19 protein-coding genes are annotated in these 13,510 nt (G+C 42.8%); 2 read left to right on the top strand and 17 right to left on the bottom strand.

The window, feature by feature from the left end; genetic code table 11:
* Window positions 1-57: 57 nt before the first annotated feature.
* Window positions 58-1,152, bottom strand: a complete 1,095-nt coding sequence (locus CHL1_RS04570; RefSeq protein ID WP_070371806.1) for a BMP family ABC transporter substrate-binding protein — start codon at window positions 1,150-1,152, stop codon at window positions 58-60.
* Between the two features lie 419 nt (window positions 1,153-1,571).
* On the opposite strand from CHL1_RS04570, the gene CHL1_RS04565 reads away from it, so the two are divergent.
* A complete protein-coding gene (locus CHL1_RS04565; RefSeq protein ID WP_070371805.1) occupies window positions 1,572-2,192 on the top strand; it encodes a MarR family transcriptional regulator in 621 nt (206 codons plus the stop codon).
* A gap of 58 nt (window positions 2,193-2,250) precedes the next feature.
* On the opposite strand, the gene CHL1_RS04560 is transcribed toward CHL1_RS04565, so the two are convergent.
* From CHL1_RS04560 to pdxR, 12 genes are all read right to left on the bottom strand, one after another.
* Window positions 2,251-2,610, bottom strand: coding sequence for a hypothetical protein (locus CHL1_RS04560; protein ID WP_250934911.1), 360 nt, complete (start codon window positions 2,608-2,610; stop codon window positions 2,251-2,253).
* Window positions 2,603-3,610: an HdeD family acid-resistance protein gene (locus CHL1_RS04555; protein WP_250934909.1), complete on the bottom strand. Its 1,008-nt coding sequence runs from the start codon at window positions 3,608-3,610 to the stop codon at window positions 2,603-2,605. Before CHL1_RS04555 ends, CHL1_RS04560 begins: the two co-directional genes overlap by 8 nt.
* A gap of 75 nt (window positions 3,611-3,685) precedes the next feature.
* Window positions 3,686-4,396 (bottom strand): hypothetical protein, encoded by a 711-nt coding sequence (locus CHL1_RS04550; RefSeq protein ID WP_250934907.1) that lies wholly within the window; start codon window positions 4,394-4,396, stop codon window positions 3,686-3,688.
* Between the two features lie 3 nt (window positions 4,397-4,399).
* On the bottom strand, window positions 4,400-4,960 hold the full coding sequence (locus tag CHL1_RS04545) for a PilN domain-containing protein (protein WP_250934905.1): 561 nt from the start codon (window positions 4,958-4,960) through the stop codon (window positions 4,400-4,402).
* A 1-nt stretch (window position 4,961) separates the two neighbouring features.
* Window positions 4,962-5,924 (bottom strand): type IV pilus biogenesis protein PilM, encoded by a 963-nt coding sequence (pilM, locus tag CHL1_RS04540; protein WP_250934903.1) that lies wholly within the window; start codon window positions 5,922-5,924, stop codon window positions 4,962-4,964.
* Window positions 5,925-5,928: 4 nt separating this feature from the next.
* Window positions 5,929-6,351: a hypothetical protein gene (locus CHL1_RS04535; protein WP_250934902.1), complete on the bottom strand. Its 423-nt coding sequence runs from the start codon at window positions 6,349-6,351 to the stop codon at window positions 5,929-5,931.
* Window positions 6,348-6,851, bottom strand: a complete 504-nt coding sequence (locus CHL1_RS04530) for a prepilin-type N-terminal cleavage/methylation domain-containing protein (RefSeq protein WP_250934900.1) — start codon at window positions 6,849-6,851, stop codon at window positions 6,348-6,350. The genes CHL1_RS04535 and CHL1_RS04530 overlap by 4 nt, the downstream gene beginning before the upstream one ends.
* Window positions 6,844-7,254 carry a type IV pilus modification PilV family protein gene (locus CHL1_RS04525; protein ID WP_250934898.1) on the bottom strand — a complete coding sequence of 137 codons (411 nt, stop codon included), beginning with the start codon at window positions 7,252-7,254 and terminating at the stop codon, window positions 6,844-6,846. The genes CHL1_RS04530 and CHL1_RS04525 overlap by 8 nt, the downstream gene beginning before the upstream one ends.
* On the bottom strand, window positions 7,244-7,738 hold the full coding sequence (locus tag CHL1_RS04520) for a prepilin-type N-terminal cleavage/methylation domain-containing protein (protein ID WP_084633674.1): 495 nt from the start codon (window positions 7,736-7,738) through the stop codon (window positions 7,244-7,246). The genes CHL1_RS04525 and CHL1_RS04520 overlap by 11 nt, the downstream gene beginning before the upstream one ends.
* Before the next feature lie 9 nt (window positions 7,739-7,747).
* Complete coding sequence (locus CHL1_RS04515; protein WP_228882455.1) at window positions 7,748-8,137, bottom strand: competence type IV pilus major pilin ComGC; 390 nt, start codon at window positions 8,135-8,137, stop codon at window positions 7,748-7,750.
* A gap of 97 nt (window positions 8,138-8,234) precedes the next feature.
* Window positions 8,235-8,543: an aminotransferase-like domain-containing protein gene (locus CHL1_RS04510; protein WP_250934897.1), complete on the bottom strand. Its 309-nt coding sequence runs from the start codon at window positions 8,541-8,543 to the stop codon at window positions 8,235-8,237.
* A 16-nt stretch (window positions 8,544-8,559) separates the two neighbouring features.
* The gene (gene pdxR / locus CHL1_RS04505) at window positions 8,560-9,630 is read right to left on the bottom strand and encodes a MocR-like pyridoxine biosynthesis transcription factor PdxR (RefSeq protein WP_250934895.1); all 1,071 of its coding nucleotides are present in this window, start codon (window positions 9,628-9,630) and stop codon (window positions 8,560-8,562) included.
* Window positions 9,631-9,730: 100 nt separating this feature from the next.
* Between pdxR and CHL1_RS04500 the strand changes: the two genes are divergently transcribed.
* The gene (locus tag CHL1_RS04500) at window positions 9,731-10,582 is read left to right on the top strand and encodes a pyridoxamine kinase (protein ID WP_250934886.1); all 852 of its coding nucleotides are present in this window, start codon (window positions 9,731-9,733) and stop codon (window positions 10,580-10,582) included.
* A gap of 87 nt (window positions 10,583-10,669) precedes the next feature.
* Here the strand turns inward: CHL1_RS04500 and CHL1_RS04495 are convergent, their stop codons facing one another.
* The 4 genes from CHL1_RS04495 to CHL1_RS04480 all read right to left on the bottom strand — a co-directional run bounded on the left by CHL1_RS04495 (window position 10,670) and on the right by CHL1_RS04480 (window position 13,503).
* Window positions 10,670-10,972 carry a hypothetical protein gene (locus tag CHL1_RS04495; protein ID WP_250934884.1) on the bottom strand — a complete coding sequence of 101 codons (303 nt, stop codon included), beginning with the start codon at window positions 10,970-10,972 and terminating at the stop codon, window positions 10,670-10,672.
* A gap of 31 nt (window positions 10,973-11,003) precedes the next feature.
* Window positions 11,004-11,360: a regulatory protein RecX gene (locus tag CHL1_RS04490; RefSeq protein WP_250934882.1), complete on the bottom strand. Its 357-nt coding sequence runs from the start codon at window positions 11,358-11,360 to the stop codon at window positions 11,004-11,006.
* A gap of 245 nt (window positions 11,361-11,605) precedes the next feature.
* A complete protein-coding gene (locus CHL1_RS04485) occupies window positions 11,606-12,169 on the bottom strand; it encodes a hypothetical protein (protein WP_148637399.1) in 564 nt (187 codons plus the stop codon).
* A gap of 116 nt (window positions 12,170-12,285) precedes the next feature.
* Complete coding sequence (locus CHL1_RS04480; RefSeq protein ID WP_250934880.1) at window positions 12,286-13,503, bottom strand: M23 family metallopeptidase; 1,218 nt, start codon at window positions 13,501-13,503, stop codon at window positions 12,286-12,288.
* Window positions 13,504-13,510: the final 7 nt, after the last annotated feature.

Here is a 13,510-nt window from a genome sequence, read left to right as displayed (position 1 = left end):
CCTTTACTAAAAATAGCGGACAGAGCCCAAAGACTCTGTCCGTTAAACCGTTTTTTACTATTTTAAACTACCAACTACATTGTCTACAAACCAATCCATGCTCAACAGTGCTTCATCGGTCATGGATGTTCCAGCCGGTACTTTTACAGCGCCCGTCTGATCTTTTAACTCACCAGCAAAGATAACCAACGAACCAGATTTAATTGCTGCTTCAGCCGTTTCAACCTGACCTTTTGCGGTTCCTGGCGCCAGTGCTGTCAGTTCGTCCAACAGGACAATTCCGTCATTCATACCACCCCAGTATTGCTGCGATTTCCAGGTTCCGTCAATCACTGACTGAACTGAATCAGTGTAGTAACCACTGAAATCCCAAAGCGGTGCAGTCATGTAGACTTCCGGCATGGTTGTCGCTGCGCTTAAATCATAACCGATTGATAGCTTACCTGCTTCTTTGGCAGCTTCCATGGTTGCTGTTGAGTCCTGATGTTGTGCAGTTACATCGCAACCTTGTTGAATCAGTGCTTCAGCTGCCGCTTTTTCAACCGTTGGATCATACCAGGTGTTGGTCCAGGAAACATTAACGGTTGCCGCTGGATTTACTGATTTCACACCCAAAGCGAAGGCGTTGATTCCGCGGATAACTTCGGGAATCGGCATAGCCGCAACATAAGCAATTTTATTTGTTTTGGTTGTTAAACCTGCAACAATACCTGACAGGTATCGAGGTTCTTCAATTTTTCCAAAGTAAGTTCCTAAATTGTCCGCTGTCATGTAACCTGAACAATGTTCAAATTTTACGTCAGGGAATTCTTTAGCCGCTTCGACCATTCCATCCATGAATCCATAGCTGGTTCCGTAAATGATGGTACATCCCTGGTCAACCATATCTCTGATGGTTGATACAACAGCGCTTTTTTCTTCGGGGACATTTTCTTTAACAATGGTTTCGACTTTGCCACCCATGTTTTCAACCATTTTTGCCCGACCATTGTCATGTGCCTGTGACCAGCCACCATCATCCGCTGGCCCAACGTAGATAAAGCCCACCTTGGTAACCTCATCTTTTTTGGATGTTGATCCCGAACTGCATCCGGCAACGCTTACAACCACTAAAACCAGTGCAAGCATCAATACTCCCAATCTTTTTTTCATTCTCTTCCTCCTATTTTCTAATCTGGTCTAGAACTATTAAGAAAACAGTCCTAGCCACGATAATATTTTAACTAAAAAACAATTAAAATGCAATCTAAAAAAGTTGAATAAATCGACTGGTCGGACCATGTTTTTATTGCACTTACGCGATAAATTCGGTATTATTATACTGTAACCAGGGTGAACCCGATTCTTCACCCTGTTAATAAAGTTGTTTGCAGGTAATTGCAAAATCGTCATCAGCATTGTGTCCAGTTTCGTATAATACAATTTTTACACTATGCAGCAGACAGTTTTATGATCTGTTCGCCTACACGTTACAAAAATATTAGATGAAACTGCATAAAAAGCAATTTTTGCTCGCTATTTTTAAGTTTGCATGTGCCTTGAAACCATTTTGTATTGAAAGGAGTGTCATTTTGAAAAAAGAGAAAAAAAGCAAGAAACCGGAAAGCAAAGAAGTAAAAGATTCGAAGAAAGAGTCCAAGAAGAAAAGTGTAGCTGAAGAAAAAAAAGCAGGTACCGTTCCCAAAAAAGAGAAACTCAACCTGTCAAATCCCGTTTCTCCGGATTCTATTGCTGATCTTGCCGCAGTCAAGCAACTGATGATCGATTCTGCGGTGCTTTACCAGAATATTCTTATTTTGCCCCAAACCTTTACAATCGATGAATCAACCTATTCTCTATATCCTTCCGAACTGAAAGCCCTGGATATGATTGGACAATTTTCTGGTATCAACCTGACCCAATTGGCAAATAAACTGGGGATTTCAAAAAGTGCCATTTCAAAGTGCACCTCCAAACTGCTTGAAAAAGAATTGATCGAAAAAGAAAAATCGCCGCTTAACGTTCGGGAGGTGGTCTTTACCCTGACCCCGAATGGTCAATTTATTTTTAGTCAACTCGAATCCACCAATGCCAAACTGTTCGAGCCCTTTAATCAGTCACTGGCTGAATTCTCAGCTGAGGAGATTAACAATCTTCATCGCCTGTTTGTAACCATCAAGTCCAGTCTGACTGAAGTTATCAATCGTCAGTAATACTACCAGCCACTTGTTTTAGCAAACAAGTGGCTGAATTTTTATAAAGTGATCCGCCTTATAATTCTTCCTGGCGGGCAATTTCTTCCGCATTGCCAAAGGTTTCCCGAGAATATATCTTTTTCTCATAAATTTTAGTCCCCGGTCGTTCCAGTGCCCCCATCAGAAATTGATAATAGGCTCCCGGCGTAACAATGTTACCGGTCGCCGGCTTTTCAAAACCGGTATTCTCAAACAGTGAATCCGCCACCTTGACGCAATTGGTATTCAGCGCGAAATAGGTCTTTAGCGGCCCCTTCTTAAATTTATAAAACCGCGCCCCAGTACCTTTGTAGATAACATCTTCCACACCCGTGTAATCCCCTGGTGCCAGCATTCCCTGCTCTGCCAATTGGGTGTCACAAAACCATTCAAACATATTTTCCTGAAAGCGTGCGATAATTCTCCTTAATGATCGCCAGCTCATCATCATCAAAAGCAACTTTAAACGAGATCAGCACTTTCCCATCATGAATAACGGATTCTCGCAAATAGCGATCCTTATCACAGATAAAAAGCACCCCGTCACTCATGGCTCCGCCCAGACGGTAGGAGTGTCCGTCAAAATTCCCGTAAGACAGGGCTTCATTTCCAAAAATCAGATCAACATGCCCAAACGCTTCCATAAATTTTTTGGATAAGTGCACTAGAATTTCCACATTCATAGGATTAATTCCCGCTTTTTCCGGTACCAAAACTTCCTGGGATAATATATAAGCGTTGGCATCTTCAGAAGCGACCTTTGCATCATATTTTCTAATCAGCCCCATCGGTACAAATATTCCCAATAATGATGGCAGCGCAATCCGCATTTTTCGCTGCATCCGCTTCGCCGTCTTGCTCATCTGTTCCTGCGTCTCCCAATCATTAAAAGCATCGAACAGTAACGTCACCCCATACCAGACCAGATAGAGTCCCGATACAATGGCAAAGCTCGCTGTCTGAAAATAACTGTTGATAAGCAGATAAATACCAAAAATAAAATTAAGCACCCCACTGATAAAGTAAAAGCCGAAATTAGGCACCCCATCCCGCCAATAGGTTACTGCGGAAATTAATTTGGCAATACTATTAATCACCACATAAATTGCAAATACATACGGAATCAGTTCAGCTACAGTCAGCCGGAAATAAAACAAGGCCACCGCAAAACCTAAATTGACCAATGCCCCGATTACAGTCATTCGTTTGCTGCCACCGTGGGATTTAAAAAAGACCGAGACAAGATTAATCAAAGCAAAAATCACCAACGCCGCCATCAACAATACAACCAGTTGTTCCACCGAGGTTCTTGGGTGACTGATCATATATATACCAATTGCCCCAATACCAATACCTGAAAGCGTTCCAATGATTCGCTTCGTTTTTATCTCGTTCATCTTACTACCCCTCTCATCGACTGTATCGTTTTTATTTTTTTGCGATAAACAAAAATGCCTGCTGTTTTTTAGACCTTACTTAATCGCTTCGTCCAATTGATCCCCCGTCACAGTCACTTGATTATCCCGGTTATCGGCCAGAATTCCGAAACTTTCCAGTCGCATTCGCAGCCGTTTTTCACCCATCGCTTCTGCTTCTATTTCATAACTAATAACCCGAATCACCGGTACACACCGATCCAGTTCATTGAGAAAATCAATAAAGGCATCATCATTTCCGGTGCATACCACAACATATTCGCAGCGCGTTAAAATCTTACCATCAGGCCCGATAATCGTCTTTTCGTCGCTGTTTTGAAAATCCTGGTTAATCTGCATCCCCAGATTTTCATCAATTTGGACATCCGCTGCTCCAAACTCCACAGATATCACTCCCACCTTTGCCCCTTCAGCCATCCTGCCGATATTCTCATACAAACTGACCGTATCCAACCGTTCCGGCAAACGACTCCGGTTATCATCCAATTGTTGACTGATCACTCTCAACTCGTTTAAATAGTGCTCTTCGGACATTTTGTCAGGCAGTTCCATATTATAACGTTCTTTTTCTGCCAAAATCAGCTTTTTTTTACAATAACTTTCATATTTAGGGATCACCATTAAAGCCATCAGTATTAAGATCACTGCTCCAGCAATTATGCCTTTTTGAATTTTTAGGTTTGTCTGGCGAGTTGTTCTCGTTCCTGAGTTGTTTTCACCGGATTTCCTTGCCTTTTTGCTTTTCACCGTTTATACCTCAGCTATTTGAATGTCGAGTGTAAATTCCCATGTTTCTTCCATCGTGATTTTATCAGTCGAAACATCATTTTTTCGAGTGGTACTTACCATATTAATCATTTCAAAAACCGCCAAATTCGCAAGTTTTTCTTTAAACTCAAAAATCTCCTCTTTCTTTTTGGTTTCTCCTGAAATAATCAACCGTCCCTCCTGATAGTCGTAATTCGACAAAAGCATCCCGGCGGGCAGCACTTTGTTAATTTCTAACATCGTTAGATGTGGCAACGCCTTTCCACTGCTGATTGTTTCTAAAAGCAATTGTCGATGTTCCAATATCGCTTTTTGCTGGTTAAGATTGGTATAAATAACCTGATACTCTGCTTTATTCTCAATTAACATTTCCAGTTGCCTGATCTCAGTCTGACAGGATGCCTCAAGAAACGTTAAGATCCCATAAATCACCAAAACACCCAGCAGTGCTCCGATGAAGATTTTTAGACCTTTTGATCGTGTTTTATCGGGCCGCTTCTTTTTAACCGGATTCACTGGTAACAAATTCATTTCATGCTTCAAATCAATTTTTTCCTCCTCTGATCTGCGCATATTTCATCAAACCGCATACGCATGGTGTAATTAAACATAATTGCGCCCGGGAAATTTGTTTGGCAAAAACCAGGCTCTCGTTCGCCTCCAGCAGAATATCAATCGACTGCACGTCCTTTCCCATTGACTTCGACAGGTATTCCCGAACCCCAGGATGCAGACTCTCGCCTCCCATCAAATAAATAGTTCCATCCTGACCGACTTTTTCACAGCCCAGCGGGGATATAAAAATCTGCTCGACCACTTTTATTATCTGCTGTAAATAAAACGCCCCATCCCAACCGCTTTCCAATTCGATCTGATTGTTCTCACTAAGGACGTTTCCTTTGTAATGGAAAAGCCGGGTGCTTCTGTTACCAATATCAATAATCAAAGTTGATTGATCGTCCTGTTCAATCAGCAGTGAATCAAATGTATAAAATTGCGGAACGATGGCATTTAAGCTCCGACCATTTTTTTTAAAAAACCGCGTATATCTGGTCAGTTGCGCTTTTTTTATCGCAACGCCCACTACATCTAATGTCTGTTCGTCCATCCCCAGACATTCAAACCATTGGTTCTGAATCCGAGCAACAAAATCAATTCGCCAATGATCCAGATCTTCGGAAGTAAGCAGTTGCATCTGCCAGTAAATTGCGTCTTCCAAATCTGCAAGTGACATCATTGGAAAGGTAAAAGTTGCTACCATCATCTCAGCTTGATTAATTAACAACATTACCTCATCCGTACGTTGATAGCCTTTAAATAATAACCGTAAAAGCTTACTGGTTGCCCGCTTCGTTTCAGGATTTGTTTCAGGCCAAATCTGTTTCGGATTTTTTTCAATGCGAAAATCGATAATTCGGACCGATCCCGAATCATTGACTTCACCTAAAACAATTTTAATCAACGCTTCTCCCCAATCAACGACCCAAAGTCGCTTGCTCTTTTTCAACGGACTAAACACCCCCTAACATCTTCCAGTTAAACTTTACAATCTGACCTCCCGGTTCCGCCGTCAGATCGGGTTGCAATTCGATTGCACCACTAAAGTTTTTCTGATAATCATGATACTCACTTTTGACCTCCACATAGCGCAGATGATCCGCTGTTTTAAAAACACGAATTTCATAAAATCCGCCATTTTCATCAGTTTGCTTCCCGTTTGTTCCCGAATAATTGACATCTTTTTCCAATTCAGCCTGTAAAATCGCCAACGCATTTTTTCCTGTCAAAATTGACAATTGATAATCCTGATTATGGACATTTGCCTGCAGTTCCGCCATTCCCCGGGTTAACGCATAACCTGCGCCCGCTGCCATAAGAGCCACGACCACCAACACCAACGGCAAGACAAAGCCATTCTTATTTGTTGTAATCATACGAACTCCACCACTCTTCCATGGGAAATGACTGTTTCCCGATAATATACAGCACCCTCAATGGCCAGACTGTATCGGATAATAATTTCCTGATTGGACCCGAGTGACAGTGAAAATGACTGGAGGTGATTAAGAAATTGACTATTACCACCAGACCCAATCGGGGTTAATCCATTTTTGAAAACCTTATAGCGTCTTAAAAATCCGTTGCTATAGAGATAATAATTATAATAAAGATCCGGACTTTCCAGATCCTGAAGATAGATCCGATTGTTTTTATAATAGATTTTTTCTGATTTCAGCACCTGTTTTTGAAAATACAGTGCGATATAGCGTTCGTTATAATACAATTCCTGATTGATTTTTGTCTGATTACTGATTGTATTGATGTAGATCAATCCGGATAACAGCATCCCAAGAACCAGGGAAATTACCATCAATGCAGTCAGTACTTCAATCAGGCTGAATCCCCGGTCATTTTCATATTCTCGGTTATTCATGTTGACTCCAGAAAACCTTAATATGAAACAGCTTATCCATGCTGTTTTTGCCTTTATGAATAATCTCGAGATGATACAAACTGGCTTGACTGTCCTTTCTTAATCCCGCCAGCTCGTAGTCCGGATACTTGCTTTCTAAGATGACCTCAATATCTTCCCGCAGATCTTCTGTTGATCCGTCTTTTAGGCCAAGACCAATCTCATCAGCGATGCTATTTATTTCAACCGATTGTGAAAAAATAGCTTTTGATACGATTTCTGTTTTTATGACCATGCCATATAACCCCAGAATCATTGCCAGACCAAATCCACATACCGCTATGGCTATAATGGCTTCGATGAGCGTATATCCGCATGATGGTTTGATTAGTTGCCAAATACCCCTTATATGCTTATGGTTCATCTAAATAAATCCTTCCATTTCCCACCTGGACGACGATTTTTCTGACCACACCATTGGCGCCAGTGAGATAGACCGTCCCACCCTGAGATACAGTTCCATGTTCGTAAAGCCTTAATACTGCCGCACCGGTATAGTCTCCTGTGAAAGTCAAGGTTTCCACGGCAATAAAATCCCGATGGCTCACCCCGTTTTTGGTCCAGATCACCTGCATCCCCGAACTTAGAAACCGCACCTGTCGCTGGTATCCATCCATTATTGCCTCATTCTGATACTGAAGCAAAGCGTATAGAATACGATCACACTCGGCATCATAAGCGTTTTGGTTAAACGAACTTCGGCTGGCAAAACCGGTGCCATACAAAAAAACTGTCAACAGTGATAAAACCGCAAGGGATACCAGCAATTCCATCAACGTGTAACCAGCATTCCCCCGCAACTCATTATTATTTATCTCCCTTAATTGGGATGATGTAGTCGTTTCCATAATGAACTGCTAATTGCCTGGACTGGCTACTAAACTGATCGCTTCTGATGTGGCATCATAACTAAAACTCTTCCCTTTACTCACCGGTTTAAGTTCTGCATTTTTTAGATAGCCAACACGATGTAATTCTGTAACCAGTTCATTAAAGGTATCCACCCCCGTTGGCAGCTCCCCTTTTTCAGCCTGATAAAGCTCAATGGCGCTTTCAACAATGCGGATATTCGCCTGATCTGTCTTTTCCTGAGAATTTGCGAGAACACCGGTAAACCGTGGAATAGCTAAAGCCGCCAATGCCCCTAATATTGCAATCACGACGATCATTTCCATCAGTGTAAACCCGTTAAGATCATTTCGTCTGTGACGCTTCGGCTTGCCATTTGCTTTGCATTTACTTCCCATTTTTATCCCCTATCTCTTTTTACTCGATATTACCACTCTTGGAAAATAAAAAAAAGAGTAAATATTTAGCTTATTTACTCTTTGCACAACATAATCATTACAAATCCCATGCTTTTTTTAAAATCCCAATCCCGTTGTGAATCTGCTTATCGGTGAGTGAACCGTATCCCAGCAAAACCATACTTTTATAATGCTTTGGCAAACCGTGGATAAAATAGGGGGATACTGGATAAACCCGGATCCCCCGGGCCAGGGCCCGGTGATACATTTCTTCTTCTGTAAGGCCATTATCAAGCTGCACCAATAGATGATGACCGGCATTTTCCCCGGTTATTTTGACCTGACTGCCCAGGTTTTTTAATGCATTCATCAAAACAATCCGTTTTCCCTTATAGACTTTCCGCATTTTATTCACGTGTTTTTCAAAAAAATCCACTGGCAATAAAGGCTGCAATCATTTTTTGCTCTAAACTGGAAACCGGTGAGCTGATAGCCTCCGCCGTCTCCTGATAGGCCTTTAGCAATTCTTCGGGTAATACCATATAACTGATCCGAAATGACGGAGCGATCGATTTTGAAAAGGTGCCCATATATATCACCCGGCCACTATTGTCAATGCTCTGGAGCGACGGTAACGGCTTTTCATTATAGCGGAATTCGCTGTCGTAATCATCCTCGATTATATAGTTTCCTTCTTCCTGATTGGCAAAATTCAACAGTCGGATGCGACGATCGATCGGCATACTCATCCCCAGAGGAAATTGGTGGGAAGGCGTCACATAAATTGCGACATTCGAATAATTTTTTAGCGGTTCAATTTGAATCCCCTTTTCATCGATATCGATGGAAATAACCGGATTACCCATTTTTTCAAAAATATGATAGGCTTTTAGGTAAACCGGATTCTCCAATATCACCGGTTTATTTCGGCCCCACAACAGCCCTAAAATCTGCAGGAGATGATCGGTTCCTGACCCAATGATGATTTGCTCCTCATGGCAGCGCACCCCCCGGGAGTGATAGAGCAAATCCACCAGAGCCTTTCTCAGCTCCAGTTCCCCCTGAATATCGGGTTTGTTTAATAAGTTGTTGTCATCCTCATTAAAAGTCGATTTGAATATTTTCCGAAAGGCATCATAGGGGAAAATCCGCTGATCGATGGCATTGGGAGAAAAATCAATTGTAACCACTTCTGTTTTTTTTATTGTCGCTCTTTTATCCTGAATGCGATTCGCATCTTTCATAAGATAGGTTGCGATCTGACAAACAAAATAACCCCTTTTGGGAATGGCTTCCAGGTAGCCTTCCGCCACCAACTGACTATAGGCTGTATCCACTGTATTCACGCTGACTGCCAGATGACTGGCCAAACTTCGTTTGGACGGAAGCTTCTCGCCATATTTCAAGTTGCCGTCCGTTATTTCCTGCTTGATAAATTCATAAATTTCTGCATATAAAAAGGAACCTTTATTTTTGAATGGTATGGTAAGCATTACTCCTCCTAATCTGGATCCATAGTTTTTTGACTAACTGGGACTTTCCACCGGTTCAATTTTAACATATAATAGACTTAATTTAAACAAGGAGATTCAAATGCAAAATAAACAAAAGCGGGTTGCCGCGATCCATGATATATCCTGTGTCGGCAGATGTTCTCTGACTGTAGCGCTGCCGATTATCTCCGCCGCTGGATTTGATACCAGTGTCTTGCCCACCGCCGTTTTGTCCACCCACACTGGTGGTTTTACGGATTTTACCTATCGGGATTTAACCGCCGACATCCGTCCAATTTCTGATCACTGGCAATCTCTTAAGCTGGAATTTGATGCATTGTATAGCGGTTTTTTAGGCTCCTTCGAACAGATCGATTTGGTTGCCAGTCTCTTTGATCGCTTCCGTACAGAAACAAACCTGATCCTGGTGGATCCGGTAATGGCCGATCACGGCGAGCTTTATTCGATTTATACGCCCGAAATGGCCAGGGGGATGACCACCCTTTGCGCCAAAGCGGATATCATCGTTCCCAACCTCACCGAAGCCGCCTTGCTGTTGGATGAGCCTTATATTGGCGAAGATTACGATCAAAACTATGTCGAAGGCTTATTACTCCGACTGTCCCAACTGGGTTCCAAAAAAGTGGTGGTTACCGGTATTTCATTTGACCCCTCCAAGCTGGGCGCAGCTACCTATGATGCGAAGTCCCGTACGTTTGACTACGTCTTTAATGACCGGGTGGCTGATTATTTCCATGGTACCGGGGATATTTTTGGAAGCACACTACTGGCCGGACTGCTTAGCGACTTTAATTTACAGGAAGCCACCCAGATCGCCGTGGATTACACCCGGGAGTGCATTCTCAAAACGGTGGAACTCCAGCAGGAAAAACGTTATGGCGTATGTTTTGAGCGGGCCATTCCTTATCTGATAAAACGTTTGGGATTATAGCTGTAAAAATTAACGCCATTTCCGATAACACTGTTTGGTCCATCGGATATCTATAAAAAATCGGGCGATTAATGATCTCCCGATTTTTTATTCGTCCAGCAGCTCTTCTTGCATCGCTTCGATCTTTTCATTGATCAACTCATAGGGATAACCCCGACCCATTAAACTCTTTTTGATCTGATAAATCAAGACTTTTCCTGCCAGCCCTTTTTGGCGCTGAGTACGCAGATATTTTTGAAAGTCCCGATCCAGCTTTTCTTGCTGCTTTTTTTCTTCCCAAACCAAGTCATCTTCCGATAATTCCATGGATTCGTCAGTTAATTCCAGGTTTTTGATCACTTCCAGAACCATTTCGGTGGGGTAACCCATCCGCCCCAGTTTTTCGTACACTTTTTTTTCTGTTGGAATGGCGTTTGACCCTTTAATAGCACCAAGCTTTTTTTGCCACCATCTCACAACAGAGCATTTCCACTTCTCTGGGAAAAAGCTCAACCAGTAAAAGCAGTAAATCATCGCTAAGGCCCCGCTTTTTGAGATCCTGAAGCAGTCGTCGGGAACCATAGCAATTCAGCTGTCGATTGTTCTCCAGATAATTTTTCAGATATACTGCATCATCAATATAATGGTATTCATCCAGCTTTTGCATCACCTCAGAAATAATTGTATCCGGGACGTTCTTTTTCTTCAGGTATCCAACCATTTCACTGCTGGTTCGTGACTTAAAAGACAGATATTTTACCGCCAGATCCATTGCTTTTTCCCGAGTTATTTCACCCATCGCACTCCTCCTGCAAAAAAACACCAGCTACAGCTGGTGTCAGACTGTCAAAAAAGCTAACCCAGTACCGACAATTGTTAGATCATGTTGTGTGCCTCAAGGCGAACAGTTGCGCTGAAACGGCTATAATTAGCCGAATCTTTTATAGCAACTGTACGAATTGTGCGCATACAACAGATTAACAATTGTAGGTACGGTAGTTTAGCGACAACCTCACACCAGCTACAGCTGGTGTTTGATCAATTTTACTTTAAATGGACTTTTAAGGCTGTTAACATCGTTGCAAAATCCTTTGTTTCCGATAGCGGCACCGTAACTTCCACACATGTTATCCCACTGGTATTTTTGTTGTTACTTAAATTCTTATATGCCGCAATGACACTTTCTGCATCAGTCAATGATGTCATCGTCCCTATTTTTTCGCCATCGACTAAAACAGCTGCGCCGTCTACATAAAGCGCAATGCCTTTGCTGTTTAAGACATTAACACAGGTATCTAAATCCATGGGATTCTCAACCCGTGCCGGGAGCAGTTCAAAACCATTGCCCAAATGAAGATTATCGTAATTGTAACATTCTCTGAGGTTGGTTTCAATCCGATCAACTGCCGATTTAAAAACACCCGAATTCTGCACATAACCAAGACTTTCGCCATGATAAAAAACTTCATATCCCTGGGTTTGAGCACTGACAACCCCCACTGATGCTAATATAAATAGTATCATGATGGTGACAATACTACTGCGCTGCCGCTTTCTTTTTCGTTGTATTCGTCGTTTTTCTCTTTCAATCTTTACAGTCTCGTCCATTTATTTACCTCTTGTAGTTATTCGTTACGTTTTTGTTACATAATGATACCATATTCTAATTAATTCTGCAAGATTTTTGGTAAAAAAAAGACACCGTCATTTCGGTGTCTCATGGTTTAAACATAGTCGCCGGTACTGATATTGAAGTAATTGCCAATCGGCTGGGCTTCATCATTGACCCGTACTTCAAAGTGGACATGATTGGCAGTGGACGATCCGGTCGATCCCATTCCACCAATACGCTGACCCTGGGTAACCGCCTGACCTTCTACGACATCCACCGAACTGAAGTGTCCATAAAGGGTTGAATAGCCGTTACCATGATCAATGATCACACACTTGCCATAACCACCATACCAGCTGGACAAGGTGACCGTTCCTGAGGCCGCTGCATAAATGGCAGTTCCTTCGCTGTTTAAGATATCAACCGCAGCCGATCGATAATGGTTGCTGTAGTAGCCGCCATCGTAGTCGCGGAGAATTTCTCCTACCCGGCCACTGGCCGGAAGCATAAACTGAGCCTGAGGTGTCTCATTGGCTGGTTCTTCCGCTGGGGTTTCAGCAGCTGGAGCTTCAACCACTGGTACCTCAGCAACCGGTTCTTCCGGAATTTCAGTAACCGGTGATGCGGTCGTGTTGTTTTCCTCCGCTGGCGTTTCATTAGCCAGCTCTTCTAACACAGGCGTATCCACCGCCGGTACTTCATCTGCCGGAGGTGTCTCCGGCTGAATATCCTCGGCAACAACCTCAGTCATCGGTTCTTCGATAACAGGTACATTTTCAACCGGCACCTCTGTCACGACCGCCGGGACTTCTTCTGTTGGATTTACCGGAGTCTCCGAAGTATGACTCGCAGCCGTATTGGCAGTTGTAATCTCCGGTTCAAGGACTGGTTCGTCTTTAGCAGCCTCAACCGAAGCGGTTTGAAGCGTTTCGGTATCTGTTATGGGTGTTTCCGGAGAAGCTGCAGCTGGTTCCGGATTGTCAACTCGGGCAACTAAAACCTCTGGCTCATTATTCTTATCCTGAGTCCTGATGGCAGTTATGACTTGGGTTACTTCTTCTGTTGTTAAAAAATCCGTTGATCGGGCTGTTCGAATTTCATAATCGCTACCTTCCCGGTTTCTTCGCCCGCTTTTATCCGCACTGGTTTCGCTGACTGCTGCTTCCAGCACTTCCAGACTGTCAACATAGCCAATACTGGTACCTTTGTAAATCACCTCGTAGGCCCGGGTTTGGGCATCAACTGCTCCGGCTCCCACTAATACTAAAAAAGTACAGACCACCACTGCGGAGCCCCGCATTTTAAACAGCCGCCTTTTGTCTTTGTTCAACGTTTCC

Origin of the sequence: Acetobacterium wieringae (genome assembly GCF_023700225.1) — a bacterium.
GTDB lineage: Bacteria > Bacillota > Clostridia > Eubacteriales > Eubacteriaceae > Acetobacterium > Acetobacterium wieringae.
The sequence above is the reverse complement of the archived record's forward strand: the minus strand, read 5'-3'. Positions and strand labels throughout refer to the sequence as shown.